A 25,231-nucleotide genomic window follows, 5' to 3' on the forward strand; every position below is an offset into this window, starting at 1 on the left:
ATGAAACATCGTTATTTACCTATGACGGAGCAAGATAAACAAGAAATGTTAGACGTAATTGGTGTATCTTCAGTTGATGAGTTATTTGAGGATATTCCAGAAAAAGTACGTTTTAAAGGCCTATATGATATTAAAGATGCAAAATCAGAGTCAGCTTTATTAAAAGAATTATCAGCACTTGCTGCGAAAAATAAGGATACAAATGCTAACGTATCGTTTTTAGGTGCAGGCGTATACAATCACTATAAGCCAATTATCGTGGACCATGTTATTTCTCGTTCAGAGTTCTACACAGCGTATACTCCGTATCAACCAGAAATTTCGCAAGGGGAATTACAAGCAATTTTTGAATTCCAAACGATGATTGCAGAGCTTACAGGTATGGATCTAGCAAACTCTTCTATGTATGATGGGGGAACAGCACTAGCTGAGGCAGGCATGCTTGCAGCTGGACACACACGCCGTAAGAAAATTTTAGTATCTGAAACGGTTCACCCTGAGTATCGAGATGTCGTTGCTACATATGCATACGGCCAAACGATTGAAATTGTTACAGTTCCTCATAAAGATGGTGTGACGGATGTAGAAGCTTTAAAAGAACTAATCGATGATAATACAGCAGCTGTGATCACACAGTATCCAAACTTCTTTGGTCAAATAGAGGACCTACAAGTAATTGGCGACATTGCACATGAGGCAAAAAGTTTATTTGTCGTATCTTCAAACCCGCTTGCACTAGGTATTTTAACACCACCTGGTAAGCTAGGTGCTGATATTTGTGTAGGAGATGCACAGGTCTTTGGTATTGCTGAAGCATTCGGTGGTCCACACTGTGGTTACTTTGCCGTAACTACTAAGCTTATGCGTAAAGTTCCAGGCCGTCTTATTGGTGAAACAGTGGACGGAGAAGGTCGTCGTGGTTATGTATTAACATTACAAGCACGTGAACAGCATATCCGTCGTGATAAAGCAACTTCTAATATTTGTTCTAACCAAGCGCTTCTTGCACTTGCAGCATCTGTAGCAATGACTGCTCTAGGTAAACAAGGTGTTCGTGAAATGGCTACCCAAAATATTGCGAAAACACGCTATGCTAAAAATGCTTTTGAAGCGGCAGGCTTTACAGTTGCATTCCAAGGTGCACACTTTAACGAAATCGTTGTGAAAACAAATAAATGTGTGAAAGAAATCAATAAAGGCTTAATTGAAAAAGGTATCATCGGTGGTTATCCTTTAGGTCAAACATATGACTCTCTTAAAAATCACGTTCTAATCGCAGTAACAGAATTGCGCACGAAGGAAGAAATTGATGCACTTGTTGCAGAAATGGGGGCTCTTAATGCATAACGAAAATCAATCACTCATTTTTGAAATTTCCAAAGAAGGTCGCGTAGGCTATAACTTAGAAGCACTTGATGTACCAGAGGTTGATCTAGCAGATTTACTTCCTGCGAACTTAGTACGTGCGGAAGCGGCAGAATTACCAGAGGTTTCTGAGCTTGATATTATGCGTCACTATACAGCACTTTCTCGTCGAAACCACGGTGTAGACTCTGGTTTCTACCCACTTGGCTCTTGTACGATGAAATATAATCCGAAAATTAACGAGGCTGTTGCACGACTTTCAGGCTTTGCTAATGTGCACCCATTACAAGATGAATCAACGACTCAAGGCGCAATGGAGCTTCTTTACGAGCTACAAACGTCATTAGTTGAAATTACAGGTATGGATGAAGTGACATTACAACCTGCAGCAGGTGCACATGGAGAATGGACTGCATTAATGATGATCCGTGCATTCCATGAAGCGAATGGTGAAGGTCACCGTAATAAAGTGATTGTTCCTGACTCTGCTCACGGTACAAACCCAGCATCGGCAACAGTTGCAGGCTTTGAAACTATCACTGTAAAATCAGATGAAAATGGTTTAGTAGATATTGAAGATTTACGCAAAGTAGTTGGTTCTGACACAGCGGCATTAATGCTGACAAATCCGAATACACTTGGTCTATTTGAAGAAAACATTATCGAAATGGCAGAGCTAATTCACTCTGTTGGCGGTAAAGTATACTATGATGGAGCAAACTTAAACGCAGTTATGAGTAAAGCGCGTCCTGGTGATATGGGCTTTGACTGCGTACACTTAAATCTACACAAAACATTTACTGGCCCTCACGGTGGCGGTGGCCCAGGTTCAGGTCCAGTTGGTGTAAAAGCGGATTTAATTCCATTCCTTCCAAAACCAGTTTTAGTAAGAACAGAAGAAGGAACATACCACTTCGATTACGAACGTCCACAATCAATCGGACGTGTTAAACCTTATTATGGTAACTTTGGCATCAACGTACGTGCATATACGTATATCCGTACAATGGGTCCAGATGGCTTAAAAGCTGTAACAGAATACGCAGTACTAAACGCAAACTATATGATGTGTCGCCTAGAGCCATTCTATGATCTACCATATAACCGTCATTGTAAGCATGAATTTGTATTATCAGGTCGTCGTCAAAAGAAACTTGGCGTTCGTACTTTAGATATTGCAAAACGTCTGTTGGACTTTGGCTACCATCCACCAACAACTTACTTCCCATTAAATGTGGAAGAGGCGTTAATGATTGAGCCAACAGAAACAGAATCTAAAGAAACGTTAGATGCATTCTGCGATGTGATGATTCAAATTGCAAAAGAAGCAGAAGAAAATCCATCAATCGTTCAAGAAGCACCACATACAACAGTCGTATCTCGCCTAGACGAAACACGCGCTGCTCGTACACCAGTGCTGCGCTATCAAAAAGCATAATAAATAGAATTAAGACGTCCGATAAGTATTTTAGTACTTATTGGACGTCTTTTTTTATTTTAGATAGGTTTTTAAAAGGAAAAGAGACGGATAGCAAAAGTAAGGCAGCGGAAAGAAAGGGCAAAGCGACGGAAAGAAAGAGCAGAGCGACGGAAAGAAAGAGCAGAGCGACGGAAAGAAAGAGCAGAGCGACGGAAAGAAAGAGCAGAGCGACGGAAAGAAAAGGCAAAGTGACGGAAAGAAAGAGCATAGCGACGGAAAGAAGGCAAAGCGACGGAAAGAAAGGGCGGAGTGACGGAAAGAAAGAGCAGAGTGACGGAAAGAAGGCAAGGCGACGGAAAGAAAGAGCAGAGTGACGGATAGAAAGGGCAAAGTTACGGATAGAAAGGGCAAAGTTACGGATAGAGGGCAGAGCGACGGAAAGAAAGAGCAGAGTGATGGAAAGAAAAGGCGGAGTGACGGAAAGAAAAGGCGGAATGACGGAAAGAAAGAGCAGAGTGACGGAAAGAAGGCAGAGCGACGGCAGAGCGACGGAAAGAAAAGGCGGAGTGACGGAAAGAAAGAGCAGAGTGACGGAAAGAAAGGGCAAAGCGACGGATAGAAAGCAGAGCGATGGAAAGAAAGAGCAGAGTGACGGAAAGAAAGAGCAGAGCGACGGAAAGAAAGGGCAAAGCGACGGAAAGAAAAGGCAAAGTGACGGAAAGAAAGAGCATAGCGACGGAAAGAAGGCAAAGCGACGGAAAGAAAGGGCGGAGTGACGGAAAGAAAGAGCAGAGTGACGGAAAGAAGGCAAGGCGACGGAAAGAAAGAGCAGAGTGACGGATAGAAAGGGCAAAGTTACGGATAGAGGGCAGAGCGACGGAAAGAAAGAGCAGAGTGATGGAAAGAAAAGGCGGAGTGACGGAAAGAAAAGGCGGAATGACGGAAAGAAAGAGCAGAGTGACGGAAAGAAGGCAGAGCGACGGCAGAGCGACGGAAAGAAAAGGCGGAGTGACGGAAAGAAAGAGCAGAGTGACGGAAAGAAAGGGCAAAGCGACGGATAGAAAGCAGAGCGATGGAAAGAAAGAGCAGAGTGACGGAAAGAAAGAGCAGAGCGACGGAAAGAAAGGGCAAAGCGACGGAAAGAAAAGGCGAAGTGACGGAAAGAAAGAGCAGAGCGACGGAAAGAAGGCAAAGCGACGGAAAGAAAGGGCGGAGTGACGGAAAGAAAGAGCAGAGTACGGAAAGAAGGCAGAGCGACGGAAAGAAAGAGCAGAGTGACGGATAGAAAGGGCAAAGTTACGGATAGAGGGCAGAGCGACGGAAAGAAAGAGCAGAGTGATGGAAAGAAAAGGCGGAGTGACGGAAAGAAAAGGCGGAATGACGGAAAGAAAGAGCAGAGTGACGGAAAGAAGGCAGAGCGACGGCAGAGCGACGGAAAGAAAAGGCGGAGTGACGGAAAGAAAAGGCGGAGTGACGGAAAGAAAAGGCAGAGCTACGGAAAGAAAGAGCGAAGCGACGGATAGGAAGCAGAGTGACGGAAAGAAAGAGCAGAGCGACGGATAGAAAGCAGAGCGACGGAAAGAAAGAGCAGAGCGACGGAAAGAAAAGGCGGAGAGACGGAAAGAAAGGGCAAAGCGACGGAAAGAAAGAGCTGAGTGACGGAAAAAAGGCAGAGCGACGGAAAGAAAACAAAAAGATGGATAGAACCATCAAAATGCCAGAAAAAAAACGAAGCAACCCCCACATCACATTGTGGCAAACCCCACCATGCAATGCAGAACCACTCACCACTCACCACTCACCATTAACTACTATAAGATGACTATTTAATATAAGGGTGTATATTGATATACTTACATTAATTTGTATTAAAGTTAAAATTATTATATATTCCACATTGAAAATGTAACAAATTGTTCGTAATCCATGTGTTGAAAGGGCTGATAGATTAAAAATGCAAGTGATTCAAGTTGAATTGAGCTTACCAACAAACAGTGTTTTGAACGATACATATAAAATAATAGAAGTTATTGCTACTAGTAAGTTGTCCTTTGTTTATATGGCTGAAAATACGCAGGAAGGGAATCGGATAATTATTAAGGAGTTCTTCCCAAATGACATTGCTTTACGGGATTTAGATAATAAAACAGTCGTTAATCGTTTGCCTTCAACAAAGCAGAAATTCGAGAATTTAAAAGCTATTTTTCTAAATGAAGCGTTAATTATGCGGCAAATAAATCATCGTAATATAGTCAAATATATTGACCACTTTGAAGAAAATGAGTCGATTTATATCGTGATGGAGTATTATGAAGGAACTTTATTAGATCAATACTTAAAGGATTTCCCTATTAATGATAGGGACCATTTGTACACGAGTTTATTTCTTCCTCTAATTGGTGCTTTAAGTTATTTACATAAAAAAGGCATACTTCATCGTGATATTAAACCAAGTAATATTATGATAGATTCTGAAGGTAATCCATATTTACTGGATTTTGGTTCGGCTATTTTTTATAAAACTGCTGAGAATTACCAAATATTTATAAGCCCGGGGTATTCTCCTTTAGAGCAATATTCGAATGTATCTGAGCAAGGTGTATATACAGATATTTATAGTTTAGCAGCAACATTTTATTTTTCTTTAACAGAAATTATCCCGTTGGATAGCTCAAAACGTATAATCGAGGATAAAATTGAAAATGTGAGAAAATACAATGAAAAAGTGAGTATTATTTTATCACGAACTATTATGTGGGGGCTGGCAGTGCATGCAAAAAAGCGGTGCTCTTCGCTTAAATTTATGGAACTTGCCGTTGCTGTTGGAAATATTATCAATAGGCTAAGATATAGGAAAAAGTCCGATTCATCTAAATAGAGGGGACAAGGTATGTCTATTTAGTGATGGAGTCTATGATACTTTAACAGAGTTTGAAATGGAGAAAATTCTCTCTCAGCAAGCTACTCCCTATGATATTGCTCAAGACATGATAAAAGCCGTTGAACAAAAACGCTTAAAAAATCAAGATAATGCAACATTGTTATTTTAAAAAAACATGGTAGCCATTTTACTTGTCGTCTTTAAATGAGTCAGTAAATAAGGAGCATTTTTTTCCTCTATCAATAGAAAATGAAATAAATCTAGAAGAGAAATTAAGAAGTTATAATTTGATGCAAGTGGTACCAAGTAATTTTCTTCCAATTGGAATTGACCCAGCGGGGAGTTTGATTTGTTTATCAATTGATGGGAAAGATAGAGGTAGTGTATTTCATTGTGATATGGATTACTTTGAAGAAGATAACGAGTTAAGAGAGGAATACATCCGACTAATTTCTAAAAGTTTCTCTGAATTTGTGGATAATTTATATATTCCTGAAAACTAATGATAGGATTTTATTGATTCGAATTAGTTAATAGTTGGTTAATCTCTTTAATTTAAACGGGGCTTTCTTTATGGTCTAACGACCCAGAGAAAGCCTCTTCTTTTTCCCCGAATTATTTAAAAGTACAACATAGGGGACGGGTAAAGTTCCTAAAGTTAATCCGAAAATTAAAGTGAATTTTAAGACTGGTTATGATAAGCATTTAATTGAAGTAGAAGGTTTTAAAGCAAAACCGACTATAGGTATAAAAGGTGGACACAACCTTGAAAACTTTGAATAGTACATTTTAGACAACTTCGGTGATCCGATAAAGAATATTAATCAAGGTGTAACAAAAACGCCACATCCGGATATTCTAGGTATTTATGAAGTTAAATACAAGCTCCCTGTTTATGACGGAATGAGCACGGCTAACGGTGGAAAAAGGAATGTCAGAATGTTCCAATTCCTGTTAAGGTTAGGCTTAGTCAAACGGCTGATTTATTCGGATTGAGGTCCCTCCAAGTTGATACGGAAAAGCTTGGAGATCTAATTAGCAAGTTCGAAAGGAAAGTCGATGAAGTTCCTAAGGGTACGGTTAAAACTGATTATGATAAAATGAAAGAAAGGGTTCAAGAACGATATAAAAAATTTGCAGAGGATAAGAAGCAAAATATACCACAAACTAGCGACAAATTACTTCCGAATGAGCTAAAACACGGGCATTTTGGAAAGCTTCCTAATGAAAAAGCAGACGATATAACGGGTCACCATATGCCTTCTAATAAATATATGCAAGAAGAGTTTGGGATTGATACTAAAGAAAGTTATGCAATGTTCTTAGAGCATCCGCATCCAGGAAAAGGGGGAAGGCATCGGAGAACTTTTACATATGGATTGAATCAAAAATCAAGAAAAGAAGATTTTGATTTATACATGTCTTTGAAGCCACGAGATGCTCTAGCGTTTGATATAAATGATGCAAGGAGAATTCTTAAAGAAGATGGATTATATAATAAAGAAAATAAAGCTAAATTGAAAGAATGTATCGATTATTATGAGGAATACGAGCGCAAAAACGTGAAGATTTTTGAAAAGCAGAAGGAATAAAGGTAGAACGGAGTAAAATATAATGAAATCCAAAGAATATATTTCTATTTTATACAAAATGCGTTTTCTAGAAAATGAAGGTGACGATATTGAAGAGTTTGAAAATATTCTTAATGAATTATCACATAGAGGGACGAATGATATAATTCCTGATCTTTGTACGATTTTTGAGGATGATATTGCAGAACCTTCGGCAGGCGACTACCTTATTGAAACAATATTTTATATTGCTGAAAAATCTGGGAGGGAAGAAGGATTATATAAACTTGCTATTAGTATACCTAAAATGTTGCCTCACGCAGAATTTTGGGCTGAGAGAATTCATCGGACACTTTTAAACTCAGAAAATTTGATAATATCATATATCAATGCATTAGAGAATGTAAGTGATCCCACAAAACAATTAATTAAAGGAATTCTTTTTGAGATAAAAGAGGAAGATTCAGACTTATATTTAGAAAAAGTTAATTCAATCTTAGAAAAGTTGAGCTAAAATAAAAATAGTTTTAAAAATAATACTTAAGATACTAGGTGATATTATAATGAAATTACCAAAAATTGTTTTGGGTATACCTGGATTTTGGAAAACCAGAAATGAATTCAAAGAAGCTATGGCTAAAAAAGGTAATGGTTATATATATTTTGGGAAGCATATTGGCAATTTTGAGAAGCCAGACGAATTCTTTGAAATCGAAATTAGTGATTATAATAATTATGTTGCCGAGGCTTTTGAAATAGCTGGAAATGGATCATTTAGTAAAGATGATATAAATAATCTGAAAAAACATGATAGCATTGTGTATATTATTAGTGAAGGAGGTACTTTAGAAAATGTATTAAGAATCATGGAAGTTGCAAGTGCAGTACTACATGCTGGTGGAATTGCAGTAAATGTTGAATCTTCTGGAAGAGCTTGCACAAAGAAAGATTGGCTGGATATAACAAATAATAAAGAAATTAAAAAAGTATTCACTGCGTTTATTCAGATGTCTCGAGACGATAATTTCTTTTACACTACTGGCATGCAAAATTTTGGATATCCTGATGTTATAACAACAACAGAAGGAATCACAGCGGCTGAGGTTGAGCAGTTGTTTAAAGTATTTTGTTTATACAGCCTTATAGAAAAACCAAAAATTAATGATGGGGAAACTTTTAGCTTAGACCCAAATGCTCCTATATATTTATTAAAAAAAGAAAACTGTACAATGTTTGAAGAAGATGATTTATTTTTTAATCCATTTGGGATATGGAATTTAATTCGTCATCATCAACCTAAAAATGAATGATTTTGCTTATTGAGGAATTTATCAATTGGATGCCTGTATCTACTTGGTTAGCGGATGTAGAGACATGAAAAAATATGATATTTTATAAGTGAAGAAGATCCGGAAGGATATAACGATTAAAAACGTTTGAAGTCTATTGATTATAGTCCCTAAAAAAATAGAATAAGTTGTGGAATTTAAGTAGGGTAGATATCGCTGAATTAACAGAAGAAGAACAAGAAAGAAAAACTTGAATCAAACACAATATATTAATCAAAAACTAAAATGGCTTTATTAACATAGTTATTATCAAAAGTTAAAAGCTTGGATTTAACTTAAACAGCTCATACAACCTTTTTTTATGGTGTGTGAGCTGTTTATTTTCATTGTGACAAAGTCAACACCCCAATAGAACAAATTGTTTTTATCTTTGAATGGGAGACTAAGTATTCCTTTATTAACAGGCACAGCGATTGAGGGTAAGGTATTAGAGGTCAAAAAAGATCAAGTACGCTTGCACCTATCCATTGATGAGGCACAAAAAAAGGAAGAAGCCATATGGTTCTCACTTGCTACGCCTTATACTGCAGAAGGATATAGCGGCTTTTACAGCCCGCCAGAGGAAGGCGATAGTGTTCACCTTGCATTCACGACACACCGAGAGGAAGCAGCAGTTGTTCGCCACAGCGTACGAAAGGGCGGCGACGCCAACCCAAAGACAGCCGATCCAAAAACTTCCTACTGGGGCACACCAAAAGGCAAGGACATCAAGCTAGACCCACAATCTGTCACATTTACTGCACAGGAAGGCGCCGTTTTCCTAAAGTTGGATCAGGGAAGCGGAGTAGAAGTACATAGTAAGCATCCGCTTACACTAACAGCCAGTGATACGATCACCTTTGCAGGTAAAAGCATCTCCATGAGCGCAGCAGAATCCATGCGCTTAACATGTGGCTCCAGCAGTCTCGTTTTTGATGGAATCACCGATATTCAGGGACAGGTTGTGACAATGGAAGGCTCGAACAAAGCACCAGTTTTCGTGTCTAATACATCGGGAGAAGGCGCTGACCTTGAATCCGCACTAGACGTCATGGGCATGATCGCTATTGGTGGGGGTGATGCTTAATGGCGAAGAAGGGTAAAGGATTCTTCGGAGCACTAGGTAGTGCTTTAGGTAGTATCCCCGCTGTAGGGAAAGTTAAAAAAGCGGCTAAGTCCGTTAAAAAGAAAATCAAAAAGGCCAAAAAGAAACTAAAGAAATCCTTAAAAAAAGCGAAGAAAAAGCTAGGCAAGGTCTTGACAAAAGCCAGGAAGCTTAAAAATAATTTATCCAAGAGCAAATTGGTCAAGAGGTTTAAAAGACCCAAATATAAAAGGAGAAATAAATCTTTTCACTGAGTGGGATACTTGTCAAAGCTGTACAAATTTGATACTTGAATTTAGACATAAGTATCCAAATATTAAGCTAAATGTATACAGTAAAGGAATGATTCAATGAAAATAGCATGTATTGAAGAAATAAAAGATATCGTTGTTTTTGGATTTGACGAATATATTAATGAAAATAATTATAATGTTGCCCAGACATCAGCGAAAATTTTAGAAGAATTTCAAAGGGGGGTTAACGCAAATGTTTTTAGCAAAACGGCTTATTTTACTTTAATAGCAATCGAAAGTCTAAAATTAAATGAAATTGCTGATTATATTTATATGAAACTTGAAATTTACTTAAATAATACAGAGTTTGATAATACAATAGAAAAAAAAGAAGTTGATCAACTTTTAAATGAAATGGAATTATGTAAGAAATTATTAAAAAAAGAAAACTACAAAATAATTCAAACTGATGATTTCTTTAAAGTTAGTATTGATTATATCTTGAGTAAAAAACCAGATAGCTATATATGATTCTAAGGTGAGTAAAGTTTACAACTAGTTTGAATTAAGTTTCTTTGTTTTTTTATCTCAAATAGAGATATGTAGTTGTAAGAGATTTTAATTAAGATATTTATTTTCGATTAATTGGAAAATAAAAAACTGATTTTAATCAACAGCCAGTTAACGGTTATGCCGATTTCTGGTTGTTTTTTAATTGTTATGCTAACGAATAATTATTTTTTAATCCCTAAATAAGTGAATGACTCTAAACATATTCTGTAAGCCCGAAATATAAAAAAATAGCGCACCTTCTCGGTATGATGATATGCTCCCCATTAGGTAGACAGATTAAAAAAATAAAAATCTGTCTACTAGAGTTTTTATCTAATGGAGAGCCGTGGCAAGATCATTTATTGGGATATGAACTTCCAGAGCATTCTGAGGAGATTGAATTTAAAGAAGGCATAATGCTATTTAGTAACACTGCATCATATAACAAAATCATTATGAACAGTCAGATTTCTATGGTTGTTTGAAAGAAACGGTATGGAATTTGTTGGTGAAAATCCGGAACAGAAAGACCAAGTGCATTTACTTATGGACAAGATAAAGGCTGTTTTAAATTTGTGAAAATTTCACATTGATGTTTCATTGGGACATCAATCATCAAATGACTGTATAATTTTGATTAATCAACACGTGTGATATTTTTACTTATTTTGCCACGAATTGTACATGATTTACGACGAAATGTCATGAAAGGGATGGTAGATTGAAGATGCAAACGATTCAAGTTGAGTTGAGTTTACCAACAAACAGTGTTTTAAATGATACATATAAAATTCAAAAAGTTATGGCTACTAGTAAATTATCCATCGTCTATATTGCCGAAAATAACAATGGTGGGGACAAGGTAATTATGAAAGAGTTTTTTCCACACGATATCGCTTTACGGGATTTAGATAATAAGACTGTAGTTAACCGTTTACCTTCAACGAAGCAGAAATTTAAAGATTTAAAAGAGATTTTTCAGAATGAAGCGTTCATTATGCAGCAAATCGATCATCCCAATATCGTCAAATATATCGAACATTTTGAGGAGAATGAATCGATTTATATCGTAATGAATTATTATGAAGGGATGTTATTAGATCAGTATTTAAATAAGTTTCAAATTCATGAAAGAGATCATTTATATTCGGATATATTTCTCCCTTTAATGAAAGCTTTGTGCTATTTACATAAAAAAGGCATACTCCATCGTGACATTAAACCAAGTAATATTATGATAGATTCAGAGGGTAATCCATATTTACTAGATTTCGGCTCAGCGATTTTTTATAAAACAGCTGAAAATTATCAAATTTTTACAAGTTCGGGCTATTCTCCTCTTGAACAATATTCCTATAAATCAGAGCAGGGTGTTTATACAGATATCTATAGTTTAGCTGCAACATTTTATTTTTCACTAACAAATGTAATTCCAATGGATATATCCCAGCGACTAATCGAGGATAGGATTGAGAATGTCAGATATTATAATAAAAAAGTGAGTATTCTGTTGTCACAAACCATTATGTGGGGGCTTTCTGTGCATGCAAAAAGAAGATGCCCTTCACTTAAATATATGGAGTTGATCATTTCTTTGGAACACAATATCAACAGGATAAGGACCTATTTAAAGGTAAATAATTCTAAATGACCAATTATTTCACAAATTTGATGCTATATTCTCATTTTACAAAAATAAATAAGTACTTACCGAACAGCTTATGGACTAGCAATAACAACGCCATAAGCTGTTTTTATAATAAAAAATAAAGATTTAAGAATATTTTTTGCGTAAAATATCATAAAATTAACTTCATCTAATTTTCACTAAACATGAAACAATATTCTTATTTTACAGAATATTCTATTGCAAATATTGACAGTAAAATTAGAAATTGTATATAGTTACTTTGTGATACATATTATCATCGGTGATGTGGTGTTAAATAAAATATTAGAGAATCATGTATGTTTATTAATCTACTGAATAATAACTGAAGATTCGCTTTTAAAATTTAAATACCTAGATCACTATTGATTATGCTTACTCGAAATTCGTTATAAAAGGAGGGATGGCTGTATAATCATACGGCCGACTGAATGGAGATTATTAGTCAAACAAACAGAACCATGCTCTTTGAGGAAATTAATCCGGAAAAAATGGATTTAATCACGCTTGTTGGAGATGTCAAAGGGATTGACAGTCTTAGTGATGAAAAGATTAAAGAAATCAATCAATATCTACTTGTCAAAAGCTTCGACGAATTTTTAGATAAGTTTTCTCCAACGGTTTACTCATTCTACAATGCTGCTAACCAAAAGGTAATGTATACACTTAAAAAACCTGAGGGAATTCAAGACGACTGTATTTCTGAAATAGCCATTGATCAAAATAATGATTTTTTAAAGATGCTATTCACCCTCATTGATACGAAAAGAAGTCAGGGCATTGCGAATGTAGATTTTAAATTTGAAAATCTGCTCGATATGATCTCTCCTAAAAAGGTTATGGACGACATTCGACAAGTCCGAAAAGAAATCCATTACCTATACGGTGAATATGACAAATTAGATGACGGCGATCCAAAAAAATTGGATACAGGGGACAAGCTAAACCTGATGTTTGAAGTAGCAAGTAGAAATTACAACAATGTCATGGCGATGCTTCCATTAGCGATCGAAGATATTAAAACAAGACTATTGTTGGGCGTTAATCAGGATGAAGATGAGTCCGAAAAATTACAAATTGGGACACTTTCTATTGGTGACAATGGTGAATTAAAAATCATTGAGGCACCACAAAATAATAGCTCTGAACTGATGGTTATTGAAGAAAATAGTAACTATGGTTTAAGCACAGTTTTTGAAGAGGACTACGAGGCGATTACAGAATCACCATCCTCTTATGTCAAAGATTTAGTCGTAAGAACGTTCTCTCCATTGCCAGCTGTGAAGGCTGAATTTGATGTAGAAACTGAGGTACAAAACTACAATACCTACTTAGAATTCTATAAGAATGCTAAGGATGAATTTGTAAAAACAGTGAAGCCATTAGTGGAAAAACTATTAGGCGTAAAAATGTACTTTGATCAGTATGCGACTAAAAACAAAGGTATGCAGCCTTCGTTACTTGTAACAAACACGAAGTTAGATATGCTCGTTAAAAGTAATAACGTACCACGATTACGTACGTATTTAAACACTGTTAACTCTAAAAATGACTTTACAGATACAGTTTGGTACGGGATTGTCCCTGCCCTAGAACTAGAGGCATCTGGAAAAATGAAAGTTAGCAGATCTAGATTTAAAGGGAACGATAAAGTTGCTAAGCAAGAAGGAAATACAATGGAATCGTTATCTATTCTTTTAGATACAGTGAAAGATTATAAGATTCAAATCTTCTTCAACTTCATGGCAGAAGAAGAAACAACATTCAATGGCATTGCAACAGCAGGTATTGATCGACTGATCGATAAATGCTCAGTGCTTGTTCGAAAAGACTATAGTGAGTTCGCAATACCATGTCTACCGAACTTCACCATTATTCCAAAAGATAAATCAGGTGTAATCATTGATACAAGAATGCAAACAACAGAAAATGGAGCGCGACTGTCTAAAGAAAAAGAGGATATCTTAAAGCTTTGGATAGAAGGAGTCTATGTTGGTGCAAGTTATGTAGCTGCAGGTATCGTCTCAGCTTATCAATGTCCAGAATATTTGAAAGAATCATTCAGAAGTGTTCAGAGAAATTACCCTGGTGTGCGATTCGATATTGAAGCCGGAGATAACTCACTTAGAGCCGTTACAACAATGGCAAAAGAAATCTCAGGGTTTACTAATAATATTAAAGATGCTATTAACAGCAGAAGCTTTGGCTTTGTATTCTCTTCAGAAAATGCTCAGCTTCAAGATAAGGATATTAAGCGTATTACCGTGTATAAAGCAAGAAGCTTAGCGATGGAAGAAGATGGATTTGATTCAATCTACAAAACACAAGTTAGTACGTATATTGAAAGAATTCTACGATTCCAATCAGGTGACTTTAAGCACGAAAATATCGTTCGATTCTTTAGTAATAATCCGAGTAGTCAAAAAAGCAAGTGGCTTAATGATAAAGGCTTTGTAAACTCCATTATTCATGATGGAGACGATATCGGCTTCTTTATCGATGAAAAAACAAGCCTATGCCAGATTGACCTAATGTTCAACGGTAATGTGAAGAACCTAGAAGTTATGATTACAAAGGCATCAAGCGCTGTTAAGGCCTAACAAGTTTAAACATACAATGATCAACTTTTTAAGTAGGATGTTTAAGATTTATTCATAAATCTTTTAACATAAATATGAATCTACCATAAATTGCAAGGTGAAATGATTACATATTTCTCAATGCTTTATGCACTTGCATTAGGCTTGAGAAATTGAAAACATTATAAATTTCATCTACAGCAGTTTAACGAGTCGATTCTACAAATTTTAGGAGGTAATAAGAATGGGTTTTGTATTAAAAGTAGAAGGATCAGAAGCAATTGAACTAGGGTTAGATAGCATTATATCTGTTGAGTATGATACAGATACTCCAAATGACTCTAACGCACGTTCTACAGATGTAGGAGCAACATTAAAAATTAGAGGTAAAATCCTTACTGCAACTGATGGTGACAATTCTGATGATACGATGAAATTAGGATTATGGTCATTAGTACCAGCTGAAAAAGCTGACTGCTACCGTAAAGTAACATTAGAAGTTATTTCTGCTGATCAAGTAGTAAGAAAAATTCATTTCCCAAATGCCTTTGTTGTTGACTACACAGAAAAATTTGGTGACACAGAAGGTATCGGTGAATTCTACTTATACGTTAAGCAAAAGAAAGACAAAACAGACTTGGCGAAAATCGAAGGCGGCTACGCTGTCTAAGATTGCTGCTTGATAGACATTCCACATTATCTAAGGGGCTTTTATAGCTCCTTAGATAATTTTGAATAATCCTAATACTGGGGATGAAAAACATGAAAACACATTATGAAACTTTAGGTGTTAGTAGAGACGCCACATACGATCAAATAAAACTCGCTTATCGAAAGCTATCAAAAAAACATCATCCAGACGTGAGCGGTGGAAACAAAGAATCTGAAAAGATTTTTTTAGAAGTGACAGAGGCATACAAAGTACTGAAGGATCAGGCTTCAAGAGAGGCATATGACGCGCGACTAGATGGAGTGGGTCAAAGTTGGAGTAGAGGACAGACAAATGAAAAACAATCTTCACACCAACAGTCTACTGAAAAAAAGCCAGATTTTAATATGGACAATATTGAAAAGAACTTTGAGCATTTTTTTGGCTTTAATCCTAAAACAAAGGAAACGTCATCAACCCTTAACAAGAATACAAAGAAGAATCCGATAGATACAACGGATTTATTTGAACGATTTTTTAACAAGTAATAGAAAGCCATAGCAAGTATGAAGGAGTGTGATATCATGTATGACCAAAATTCAATGGATGTATACAGTGAAAACACAAATAAACAAATGATTATAAAAATTATCGATATCATTATTGTTACAATTGCCTTCTTTTTTATTCTATATGTATTTGTCATGAATCAGGATGTTCTGTTGAAAACGATTATTGGAACAGTAATGGTCATACTCGCTATTATTTTTGGCTCTATTAAATATGAAAAAAGAGTAACAAAAAACGATGTGACCATAGCGGACATTCAAAAGCTAGTTCTCCTTAATGATCGGGGAGTGGAAATCGAGGAATGGGCGATAGATGACCAATCTTCATTATTAATTGGAAAAAGTTCAACTGACAATAAGGCAGATATCGACTTAAGTGGTACAGAGTATGAATCACTCATCAACTATGAGCATGCCGTATTAAATTGTGTATCTGGAGTATGGTACATAGAGGACATTGATTCTGTCAATGGTGTTGGTATTAAAAAAGCTCATAAGCGCGTTAAAAATAGATTAAAGCACGAGAGTCCTTACCCAATAGGTAATGGAGATACGATATACATAGCAAATACACGAATTTTAGTGAAATAGAGAAAAATAAAATTCGTAACATAGACGGGGGATAGCGAAAATGAGTTTGATTAGATGTACAAATGGTCACATGTTTAGTTCAAGAAGACATAGAAATGTTTGTCCGTATTGCAATGTAATGGTGGAACAGGAGCAAAGATCAAGCGGTCAGCAAACAACAGTAGATGTTGATGATAAGACAATGCCATATCTCGGAGAAATGGATGGAATCGATCCGGTAACGGGATGGTTAGTTTGTATTGAAGGACCTCAGATGGGGCGAGACTATCGAATTTTATCGGAAAAGAACTTTATAGGTAGAGCTGAAGATATGCATATTCGTATTGTGGGAGATAATTCAATTTCTAAGCGTAACCATGCTGTCATCGTTTATGATCCTAAAAAAAGGAATTTCTATTTACTTCCTGGAGATGCATCGGGATTAGCCTATCTTAACAATGAAGCAATTTATACACCAACAGAGTTAGCGGCATATGATGTAATCCAATTAGGTGGAAGTATGTTCCTTTTCATTCCTTTATGTGGCGTTCACTTTGAATGGGAAAACAACCAGAGCGAGGAATGATGATAAATGGGACTGGAACTACTGCCGTACATAATTGCGCTAGTATTTATTATTGTACTCATTACATTACTAATGATTAGAAGCATGCTTACGCAAAAAAATGAAACAAGCAGGATTGAAATTGGAAATGGTCAAACAATTGGTAGACGTGATGAGCAGGATGACTATTTCTCTACATCTGAAACGAATTATGGAACCATTGCAGTTCTGGCAGATGGCATCAGTGGATTAGCAAACGGTAGGATGGCAAGTACGGTTGCTGTCACGACATTTATACAAGAATTCAAAAAGCTAAGTGGCCTAAGTAATCTGGAGAAATTTTTTAAGGAAACGGCTTTAGCGAGTAACCAGATGATTCTCGAAAATTTAAATGGCTCTAATGGTGGTACTACATTAGTGGCGGTCGTTATTGATAACAATGGATTCCTTCATTGGGGAGCCGTTGGAGATAGTGTCATAACAATTTTTCGAAACGGAGAATTTATCGCGATCAATCAAAAGCATATTTTTGAATCCGTGTTAACAGAGCGTTATATAGCTGGTGAAATATCGCAGCTTGAAGTGCAGGAAAACCCTTTAAAGAAGAGACTTATCAATTATTTAGGATATGAAGGTTTTAAAAATCTAGATATAGGAAAAAGCCCGATTCAGCTTCATAGAGGGGACAAGGTATGTCTATTTAGTGATGGCGTCTACGATACCATAACAGAAGTTGAAATGGAAAAAATTCTCTCTCAGCATGCGCCAACCTATGATATTGCGCAAAATATCATTAAAGCTGTTGAACAGAAACGCTTGAAAAATCAAGATAATGCAACAATCATTATCCTAGAAAAAACATGATCATCTTTTTATCGGTCAGAGCTCTTACTACTAATATTGAGGAGGGGAATCATGAGAAAGGAAAATAGCAACTTTAAAACAAGCTTTTTATCCGAAGCGGGCTCGTTTTTGCAAAATAAAGATTACTTTGCCTATACGGAGCTGGACGATGTAGCCTGCTGGGTAGCTGTGAAGGGGTTAGATTCAGATCAGGAAATAAGTAGTGCAGAGCTTGCTGTGAAGGCGATTTTAGAAAAATTTATGGAAAAGCCATCCATGTCCAGAAGAAGCATTAAAAAATATATAAGATATGCGCAGAACATCCTTCAGAATCAGAGCCTACGAGTAAGATTAAAAGCTAGTATCGTTATAGTCGTATCAGATTACTCAAAAATGATTGTTGCAGTAGCAGGAAACTCGAGACTGTATCATTTCCGGAATGGTACTTTATCGTTTAAAAGCACCGATCAAAGCTTGGCACAGGAGCTAGTGAGTAGTAGGGAACGTTCGCTAGATATTAGTCAGCATGAAGAAAGAACCAATCTGCTAAATTATCTTGGCAAACCAAATGATTTTCAGCCTTTTGTCTCTAAGAAAATGAAGTTAATGGATGGCGATGTATTAGTACTTTGTACAGCCGGCTTTTGGGAAGATGTCGGTGAAATTGAGATGGCAGACGCGCTGGAAGATGTAAAAGAGCCAGAGCAATATACTGATTTATTGGAAGAGGTACTTTTAAGCAGGCAAAGAAAGGTTGTTAATAATTACACAATCGCTGCTATATTTGTTAACAAGGTTTACCAGGAAACAAACAAGAAAAAAATGAAATACATCAAAATGATTGCAGCTGCATTAATCGTCACTTTAATCGTAGGTGGAGGCGCAATTTATTATCAAGCAAAGCAAGGGAAAAAAATGGCTGAATTAACCGTAGAAATGAAAGATCATGAAAAGAGCGGAAACCTTTATTTTCAAGATGGAAATTATGAAAAGGCGCTTCTTGAATATAGCCAGGGTAGAAATGCAGCAAAGAAATTGCACGACCCAATACATAGGAATTTGCTAGCTAAAAAGTTAAGAATTACTGAGTTGATCATTAACGGGGATAAATCAGCAGAAGCAGGAAAATTTGATGATGCGCTTAAGCAATATGAAAAGGCTAAAAAGGAAGGCAAGCTCATTGATGATTTTGGAAAAGAAGCAACTGAACAAAAGATCGCTAATATGGATACCATTGTACAAATTGCTGAAGCAGTAAAAGATGGAGATTATCGATTTGAGGCTGAGGATTACAATGGAGCTCTTGAAAGCTATCAAAAGGCAAGAAAAAAAGCGCTTCCGATTGCCTATACTGGCGAACCTCAAATAAAGACGAAAATAGAAGAGACCGAGGCTAAAATAGCCGAATTGAAAAAGACCCAGAAGGAATTAAAGGCTGAAGGCTTAGAAAAAAGCGGGGATCAAAGCTATGCACGCCAAGAGTACGGAAAAGCAATTGAATATTATACACTTGCACAGGAAATTTATCAGGAGACAGAGCTCCTATCAAAGGTTTTAGGTTTAGAGCGAAAGGTTATGAACGCCAATGATAAATTAAATCCTGTTCCTCAAGGACCAGCTGCTGGTAAAGCAGTACCTGAGGAAGAAATTCCACCTATGGATGAAGGGACAGCTGCCAATCAGCCATCTGATTCTGAGTTGATGAAAGAGGGAAAATAAATTGATTAAAGAGCTCATGTTTGAACGGTTACGTAAAATAGAGGATCTAGAACAACGTCAGCTACTAAAGGATATTGTCAGTGGCGTTTTTGTAAATTTAATCGACTATCAGGATGAAATGAACAAAAGACTTGAGGAGCGCATATTCAACGAAATAGATGATGTAGAGGACAGGTTTGACATTTATGTGACGCTTAGTTCTAAGGAAGATATTGATCCCATTCATGAATGCTTATTCCCGATGCGGCCAGCTGATTTAGAAAGTAAACCTATCAAAATAAAAAAACTGCTTGAATCGTATAAAAAAAATGAACCGTCCGTACTGTTCACATTATTTTTAGAGTGTGATTCCATGCAAATTCGACAGTTACTTGCTGAGCAGCGACGCTTCAGTGGAAAGCTAGTCACGACAGAAGGACAAGTAGAGATTAAGGTCAGTCTTACAAGAAACACCAGCTATTTGCAGGAAATCGATAGGCTATATCCAATCTTCCAAATAAATGGCTTACCATGGAGGACAATCAATCATCCATTCGCTCATAAATTTTTTGATGTGAATTTGGTGGATTGTCCTTCTTTAAACGAGGATGTTGAAATCACTGAAATAATCATTGATTTAGAGGAGTATGAGCCGCAAAAACGACTGAATATGGTGCCGCTTTGGAACATTGAACGGCATACGCTGAAAAATATTGGATTTCCCGTCCCGGCCGTTGATAAGGTGAATTTTGAGCATGTCCTTTCCATACGAAAAATCGGAAACCAGCATGGCTATCTTGTCGAAGCTGATGAGCAAAATGTTCGCTACGTTAAACGTTCAGACAATGAATTGACAGTTGTTTCACCGCAAGATAAATCAGGGGTTTGGGAGCTCATAAAAATTGTAAAAATGGAAGATGAGAAGATCGGGAAATTAAATTACGAGCTTGTATCTAACCGACGAATAGAGCATTTTATGAACAAATTTGCTAATACGTATGCGGCGAGTGTTAAAACGAAGGGCGAAATTACTCGTATGATTAATTCCTTCGAGGTAGCCACTAGACTTGAGCTTGTTGAAGTTGACATCTTGGACTCGTTTTCAGGAACAAGCTTTAGTCACTCTGTCAATCCCTTCTTAACGGAAATGATAGGAGAAAGTGATCATAAAAAAACAATGCTACTAAAGTTTAAGGCGAAAGAGGAAAGAAACTTTATTTCAAATGATATTTTGAGCTTCCTTGTATCGGAAGTGCAACGACATTTTTTTGAATATAAATGTGAAGGTGTTTGGCTATGAACTATATTTGGGATTTGCTTATTAAAGCTGAAGATGAAGGCCTTTCTAAAAAGGATATTTATTTTAACCTTGCCAAAACCTATTCGCCCTATATGGAACTTAGTCCACAACTATTAAACGCGCAGTATGTTGAACAGCATGTTGAAGTTAATCCTTATTATCGCTATTTTGAGATTTTTAACAATCTTTTCCATCCTGACAATACTACAAATATAGAGTTTAGGGACTATCTTTTTGACATTGCCTTGCATTTCTTAGCTGAAATCGATCGTATGCAGGGCATGAATAAAAGAGAGTTCTTTATTCGATTTATTCTTAAAGAAATCGAAGCAAATGTCTTTGGCAATTTGGTACGTGACAATATTCATGCTTTTACGAAAAAGGAGCAAGAAATAGTTGTCCTGAATATGCTAAGGCTTTATCAGACAGGGGAAGAAATCTACTTATTAAAGGATACGCTGAAAAGGCTCTTTAAACATTGCATCATTTATGTGAAATCGGAGGAGCAGGATGAGCTGCTTTTATACATACCTCAGAGGCAGACAGAACAAAATCAGCGAAAGGTACAGCTTGTACAAGAAATTTTTCTGCCAATTGGCTTTCATATAGAGGTTTATTGGCAATATCACTTCGGTATTATGGATGCAGAGGAAACAATGAAGCTAGATCGAATAGTTCTTTACTGAACAGGGCAGAGGAGGGATTTTTGAATGACGACTAAATATTCATATAAGCTATATGCCAATAAGCGTTATACAGAAAAGAAATATATGACCTATACACGGGTAGAATTAATGGAAATGACAACCTTCCAGCTTAGAAATATTTGTTATAAGGAAAAACTTGTGACAGGGCTTATTAATACACTGACAAGAGACGAGTTAATCGACAAGATTTTAAGATATCGTGGTGCTGAAGAAAATCCTCTAATTAAAGAAAGCAAGGATGGGGGCTTTGAAAGAGTCGAAGCGGCCATGCAAAAATATTTAAAAACACCTATGTCTGATAATGGTGATATTAAAATTCCAGCCAAAATGAGTTTGTATAGTGGGATGAAGATGGATAAGCCCGATCAGTATTTCGTAGAAACAGGTGGTTTTCTTGTTGAATCCAATGTACTGCTAGTAAATGAGCAATTGGAGCTGTGCGGTATTTTGAATGTCCTAAAAGACGACCAAGTCCCAAATCAGTACTTCTTTGCTGCTGATGAAGCGATTGGGATCCGGAAAACAAAAAATAAAAACTATAGCTTTATTTTTTTAAGAAAGCAAGATTCTGAGTATATCTATAAGACTTACTATCAGGAGTCCCCACTTCCGCCTACAAATCTTCACTACTATAAGGTGCCAATACCAGATTTAGAGATTAAACAGCTAGAAACAACCAATGCCATTCTTGCTATTGATTTTGGAACAACAAATACAACAGCTGGTGTTTATTTAGAGAGTGATTATGTCGCTTCCCCTTGCAGTCATGATTTATTAAATGAAAGAATTCAGCTAAATAGCATCAATTTTGTCCAATTTCCAGACCCGCTCCATCAAAATGAATGGATCGAAGTAGTGCCGACCGTCATGACAGTAGCAGATTGCTCGGATTCAGAACAAGTAAGCTATCACTTCGGCTATGAAGCGTTAAAAATGATGAAAAAAAATAGCTATACATCATTGGCGACGAAATTCCAAGGCATTAAACGCTGGGTTAGTAATTATGCAAAATTGGAAGAGGTGATGGATGCCAACGGAAATACGGCACTTGTGCCACGAAGCCAAATTTTAAGAGAGTTTTTGCTTTATATTATTCGCATGGCGGAGCATCAATTTAAATGTCGCTTCAAGCATTTGCATATTTCCAGTCCCGTTAAACTGAAAACGCAATTTTTAGATATGTTTCATGCGATTTTACCTGAATACCAAATCGAAACGGAGCATGCCCTCGATGAAGGCATGGCGGTTCTTTATAATACGATCGCCAATCAAATAGAGAATAATAGCTTTCTAGATGGCAAGCTATATAAAGCACTCGTGATCGATTGTGGAGGTGGAACTACAGACCTTTCCTCCTGTAAGTTTCGAATAGAGGATGGGCGTATTTCATACAAAATTGATATTCATACAACGTATGAAAATGGCGATACGAATTTTGGTGGCAACAATATTACATATCGTATTTTTCAATTTATGAAAATTGTCTTTGCGAATTACTATAGTCGAGGGAAAAACGCTTATGATATCGATGCATTAATTGATATTCCTGGTAAGGATATTTATCGATATGTAGACGATTACGGCACAGAAGCAGTGTACGAGCAATTCGAAAAAGCCTTTTTAGATGCCGAGTACATTATCCCTACTCGTTTTAAGGAGTATGAAAATCGAACACGTGATGAATATCTACGTGTCCGCAATAATTATTATTTCTTATGGGAAATGGCAGAGGAAATGAAGAAGGAATTTTTCCGAAAAACGGGCATTTTAAGAAGTCGTTTTTATTCGGAGAGTGATATGCAGCAGGATAGTGATTTAAATGTCACAGCTGTAGACCGCTGGTGTCTTTCCATGCTAGAAAACAATCAATTTAAGGAAGTTTATGATTATCCAAATGTCTTCTTCAACATTAAGGAGATCAATCATCTTATTAAGGCTGATATTTATGATATTGTGCGAGAGTTTTTAGAGGAGTTTTATGAGAGTGGAATTCTGGGAGAATATTCCATTATCAAACTAACTGGACAATCTTGTAAAATCGATGCGTTCCGCGAGGCATTAAAGGAATTTGTACCAGGACGCAGCATTGAATTTAGACAAAAGGCTGAAAATGTCGGCAAAGTACCTGAACTAAAACTTGCCTGCCTAAGAGGAGCCCTTCGTTATTTAAATGCGAAAAAGATTGGCATGATCGAAACGGAAGTGACGAATCATGCACCAGTAGTACCTTATACGGTTAGCGCCTTTACACATAATCGTCAGGAAAAATTACTCATCAGTAGTTTAGAGAGGCTGAATCAAATTCACGGTACAATTTCCCGTCCGTGGGGTGTAACAGAGGTTGAATTCTTCCTAACGGGTAGTGATGATAACTTATCGTATAAATACACTTACTTTAATCGTCAAGAGGATTTTGTGCCTGTCCTTTATGAGAATATCGCGACGCATTATCAAGATAAAATTCCACAAGACGAGACAGATTCCATCGTTAATGGAGAAGTAAAGTTCTTTGTCTTCGCAGGAGAAGATCATTGGGGCTTCCATGTCGTACCGGTAACAAGAAAAGACGAACAGCTGTTTATTGGAAGGAAGGAATTCTTTGCTTTTGAAACAGATTTGTCTGAGCTAGATTTCTTTGATGGATTAAAGTAAAACCTCCAGAGGATAACAGTGAAAAACAAGAAAAGAGGTGGGTGACAGCTTGTTTGCCAATCAATATCCACATTTTCAAAAAGGGCGCATTTTAAAGCGAGAAATGCTGGAAAATTTGCGAGATTACCCAAGAGAATTTTTAGATTTGTATTTCCAAGATTATTCTAATGGCATTATTGCTGGTGCCAATATTATCGTAGCAGATACAAGCCTCATTATAGGGAAAGGCGTTATTAAGCATAACGGAAAGCTCTATATGCTACATAGTAGCTATGAGCTTCCTTATGAGGCAACAGGAAGCGAAACGATTCTAAAAGTGCGGTTTGCTGAAGAAGTGAATGAATTAGATTTTAGAAACTTCACAACAGAAATAGTCCTAGATGATTCATTAGAACTTGCAAATAATGAGCTAGAGTTAGCGCGCTTTAAATTAAAATCGGGTGCAAAACTGCGCTCGGAGTATATTGATTTTTCCGATATTGCGACTGAATACAATACGGTTAATTATCTTCACAGTCAATTTGCAGGTTTTCAAAAAAGCACATACCATCCAATCATTTTGCACTATTTTGCACGAGAGCTGTTAAAAAATCGCCCAGCGAATCCGTATGATATAGCTTTTGCTTTAGAGTGCATAAATCAGGAGCGGGTTCAACGAGATGCGATTGATTTTTATATTTGCAATCGGCTAGAGCTAGACTACCAAACATTTTCTAATAGTCAAATTCATAAATACTTGAACCGTATTTTATTGGAATCAAAGCGCGGTGGTCGTATGACAGGGCATAGCCAAGGGCGACCAAAGCGCATGATTGTTGACTAGCTGATGGTCTGCAGATGAAGAATGTTCATGAACGGACTACGTGAATTAGCTCAGCAGGAAGCGGCTTTATAAGAAGGATATACACCGTATGAGGAGCCTTCCAAGGACTTTGTCAATATAGATGAGCAGAATATGTCGGTCATTGATTCAGC

Annotated in this window: 25 protein-coding genes; 23 read left to right on the forward strand and 2 right to left on the reverse strand. The window is 36.7% G+C overall.

What is annotated here, in order from left to right:
- Both gcvPA and gcvPB read left to right on the forward strand, forming a co-directional pair.
- Complete coding sequence (gcvPA, locus tag ACB089_RS08530) at nucleotides 1–1,347, forward strand: aminomethyl-transferring glycine dehydrogenase subunit GcvPA (protein WP_368636825.1); 1,347 nt, start codon at nucleotides 1–3, stop codon at nucleotides 1,345–1,347.
- Nucleotides 1,340–2,803, forward strand: coding sequence for an aminomethyl-transferring glycine dehydrogenase subunit GcvPB (gene gcvPB / locus ACB089_RS08535; protein WP_374966041.1), 1,464 nt, complete (start codon nucleotides 1,340–1,342; stop codon nucleotides 2,801–2,803). The genes gcvPA and gcvPB overlap by 8 nt, the downstream gene beginning before the upstream one ends.
- 37 nt (nucleotides 2,804–2,840) lie before the next feature.
- Here gcvPB and ACB089_RS08540 read toward each other — a convergent pair whose 3' ends face one another.
- Nucleotides 2,841–4,079, reverse strand: coding sequence for a hypothetical protein (locus ACB089_RS08540; RefSeq protein ID WP_374966042.1), 1,239 nt, complete (start codon nucleotides 4,077–4,079; stop codon nucleotides 2,841–2,843).
- A gap of 2 nt (nucleotides 4,080–4,081) precedes the next feature.
- On the reverse strand, nucleotides 4,082–4,576 hold the full coding sequence (locus ACB089_RS08545; protein ID WP_374966043.1) for a hypothetical protein: 495 nt from the start codon (nucleotides 4,574–4,576) through the stop codon (nucleotides 4,082–4,084).
- Nucleotides 4,577–4,739: 163 nt separating this feature from the next.
- On the opposite strand from ACB089_RS08545, the gene ACB089_RS08550 reads away from it, so the two are divergent.
- From ACB089_RS08550 to ACB089_RS08650, 21 genes are all read left to right on the forward strand, one after another.
- Complete coding sequence (locus tag ACB089_RS08550; RefSeq protein WP_374966044.1) at nucleotides 4,740–5,663, forward strand: serine/threonine protein kinase; 924 nt, start codon at nucleotides 4,740–4,742, stop codon at nucleotides 5,661–5,663.
- 194 nt (nucleotides 5,664–5,857) lie between these two features.
- A complete protein-coding gene (locus tag ACB089_RS08555; protein WP_374966045.1) occupies nucleotides 5,858–6,169 on the forward strand; it encodes an SMI1/KNR4 family protein in 312 nt (103 codons plus the stop codon).
- Between the two features lie 597 nt (nucleotides 6,170–6,766).
- Nucleotides 6,767–7,258 carry a hypothetical protein gene (locus tag ACB089_RS08560; protein ID WP_374967666.1) on the forward strand — a complete coding sequence of 164 codons (492 nt, stop codon included), beginning with the start codon at nucleotides 6,767–6,769 and terminating at the stop codon, nucleotides 7,256–7,258.
- A gap of 22 nt (nucleotides 7,259–7,280) precedes the next feature.
- Nucleotides 7,281–7,751 (forward strand): Imm30 family immunity protein, encoded by a 471-nt coding sequence (locus ACB089_RS08565; RefSeq protein WP_167397445.1) that lies wholly within the window; start codon nucleotides 7,281–7,283, stop codon nucleotides 7,749–7,751.
- A 49-nt stretch (nucleotides 7,752–7,800) separates the two neighbouring features.
- Nucleotides 7,801–8,547, forward strand: coding sequence for a DUF4261 domain-containing protein (locus ACB089_RS08570; protein ID WP_374966046.1), 747 nt, complete (start codon nucleotides 7,801–7,803; stop codon nucleotides 8,545–8,547).
- Nucleotides 8,548–8,944: 397 nt separating this feature from the next.
- On the forward strand, nucleotides 8,945–9,652 hold the full coding sequence (locus tag ACB089_RS08575) for a phage baseplate assembly protein V (protein WP_374966047.1): 708 nt from the start codon (nucleotides 8,945–8,947) through the stop codon (nucleotides 9,650–9,652).
- Nucleotides 9,652–9,924: a hypothetical protein gene (locus ACB089_RS08580; RefSeq protein ID WP_374966048.1), complete on the forward strand. Its 273-nt coding sequence runs from the start codon at nucleotides 9,652–9,654 to the stop codon at nucleotides 9,922–9,924. Before ACB089_RS08575 ends, ACB089_RS08580 begins: the two co-directional genes overlap by 1 nt.
- The gene (locus tag ACB089_RS08585) at nucleotides 9,908–10,024 is read left to right on the forward strand and encodes a deaminase domain-containing protein (protein ID WP_374967526.1); all 117 of its coding nucleotides are present in this window, start codon (nucleotides 9,908–9,910) and stop codon (nucleotides 10,022–10,024) included. Before ACB089_RS08580 ends, ACB089_RS08585 begins: the two co-directional genes overlap by 17 nt.
- Nucleotides 10,021–10,434, forward strand: a complete 414-nt coding sequence (locus ACB089_RS08590; protein WP_374966049.1) for a hypothetical protein — start codon at nucleotides 10,021–10,023, stop codon at nucleotides 10,432–10,434. The genes ACB089_RS08585 and ACB089_RS08590 overlap by 4 nt, the downstream gene beginning before the upstream one ends.
- Nucleotides 10,435–11,182: 748 nt before the next feature.
- Nucleotides 11,183–12,106, forward strand: a complete 924-nt coding sequence (locus ACB089_RS08595) for a serine/threonine-protein kinase (protein ID WP_374966050.1) — start codon at nucleotides 11,183–11,185, stop codon at nucleotides 12,104–12,106.
- 449 nt (nucleotides 12,107–12,555) lie between these two features.
- The gene (locus ACB089_RS08600) at nucleotides 12,556–14,724 is read left to right on the forward strand and encodes a transcriptional regulator (RefSeq protein WP_374966051.1); all 2,169 of its coding nucleotides are present in this window, start codon (nucleotides 12,556–12,558) and stop codon (nucleotides 14,722–14,724) included.
- A gap of 223 nt (nucleotides 14,725–14,947) precedes the next feature.
- Nucleotides 14,948–15,373 carry a membrane-associated protease 1 gene (locus ACB089_RS08605; RefSeq protein ID WP_368636830.1) on the forward strand — a complete coding sequence of 142 codons (426 nt, stop codon included), beginning with the start codon at nucleotides 14,948–14,950 and terminating at the stop codon, nucleotides 15,371–15,373.
- Between the two features lie 92 nt (nucleotides 15,374–15,465).
- The gene (locus ACB089_RS08610; protein ID WP_374966052.1) at nucleotides 15,466–15,900 is read left to right on the forward strand and encodes a J domain-containing protein; all 435 of its coding nucleotides are present in this window, start codon (nucleotides 15,466–15,468) and stop codon (nucleotides 15,898–15,900) included.
- 36 nt (nucleotides 15,901–15,936) lie between these two features.
- Nucleotides 15,937–16,512: an FHA domain-containing protein gene (locus ACB089_RS08615; RefSeq protein WP_374966053.1), complete on the forward strand. Its 576-nt coding sequence runs from the start codon at nucleotides 15,937–15,939 to the stop codon at nucleotides 16,510–16,512.
- Nucleotides 16,513–16,552: 40 nt separating this feature from the next.
- Entirely contained in the window at nucleotides 16,553–17,077 is a 525-nt protein-coding gene (locus ACB089_RS08620; protein ID WP_223556189.1) for an FHA domain-containing protein, read from the forward strand.
- A gap of 6 nt (nucleotides 17,078–17,083) precedes the next feature.
- Nucleotides 17,084–17,920 (forward strand): PP2C family protein-serine/threonine phosphatase, encoded by an 837-nt coding sequence (locus ACB089_RS08625; protein WP_374966054.1) that lies wholly within the window; start codon nucleotides 17,084–17,086, stop codon nucleotides 17,918–17,920.
- Between the two features lie 51 nt (nucleotides 17,921–17,971).
- Complete coding sequence (locus tag ACB089_RS08630; protein WP_374966055.1) at nucleotides 17,972–19,618, forward strand: serine/threonine protein phosphatase; 1,647 nt, start codon at nucleotides 17,972–17,974, stop codon at nucleotides 19,616–19,618.
- Between the two features lies 1 nt (nucleotide 19,619).
- Nucleotides 19,620–20,897 (forward strand): normocyte-binding protein, encoded by a 1,278-nt coding sequence (locus ACB089_RS08635; RefSeq protein WP_374966056.1) that lies wholly within the window; start codon nucleotides 19,620–19,622, stop codon nucleotides 20,895–20,897.
- Entirely contained in the window at nucleotides 20,888–21,583 is a 696-nt protein-coding gene (locus ACB089_RS08640) for an iron-dependent peroxidase (RefSeq protein ID WP_374966057.1), read from the forward strand. The genes ACB089_RS08635 and ACB089_RS08640 overlap by 10 nt, the downstream gene beginning before the upstream one ends.
- Before the next feature lie 24 nt (nucleotides 21,584–21,607).
- The gene (locus ACB089_RS08645) at nucleotides 21,608–24,256 is read left to right on the forward strand and encodes a molecular chaperone (RefSeq protein ID WP_374966058.1); all 2,649 of its coding nucleotides are present in this window, start codon (nucleotides 21,608–21,610) and stop codon (nucleotides 24,254–24,256) included.
- Between the two features lie 49 nt (nucleotides 24,257–24,305).
- Entirely contained in the window at nucleotides 24,306–25,079 is a 774-nt protein-coding gene (locus ACB089_RS08650) for a DNA and RNA helicase (protein ID WP_374966059.1), read from the forward strand.
- Nucleotides 25,080–25,231: the final 152 nt, after the last annotated feature.

The organism is Lysinibacillus sp. RS10 (assembly GCF_041956855.1).
Taxonomy (GTDB): domain Bacteria; phylum Bacillota; class Bacilli; order Bacillales_A; family Planococcaceae; genus Lysinibacillus; species Lysinibacillus xylanilyticus_A.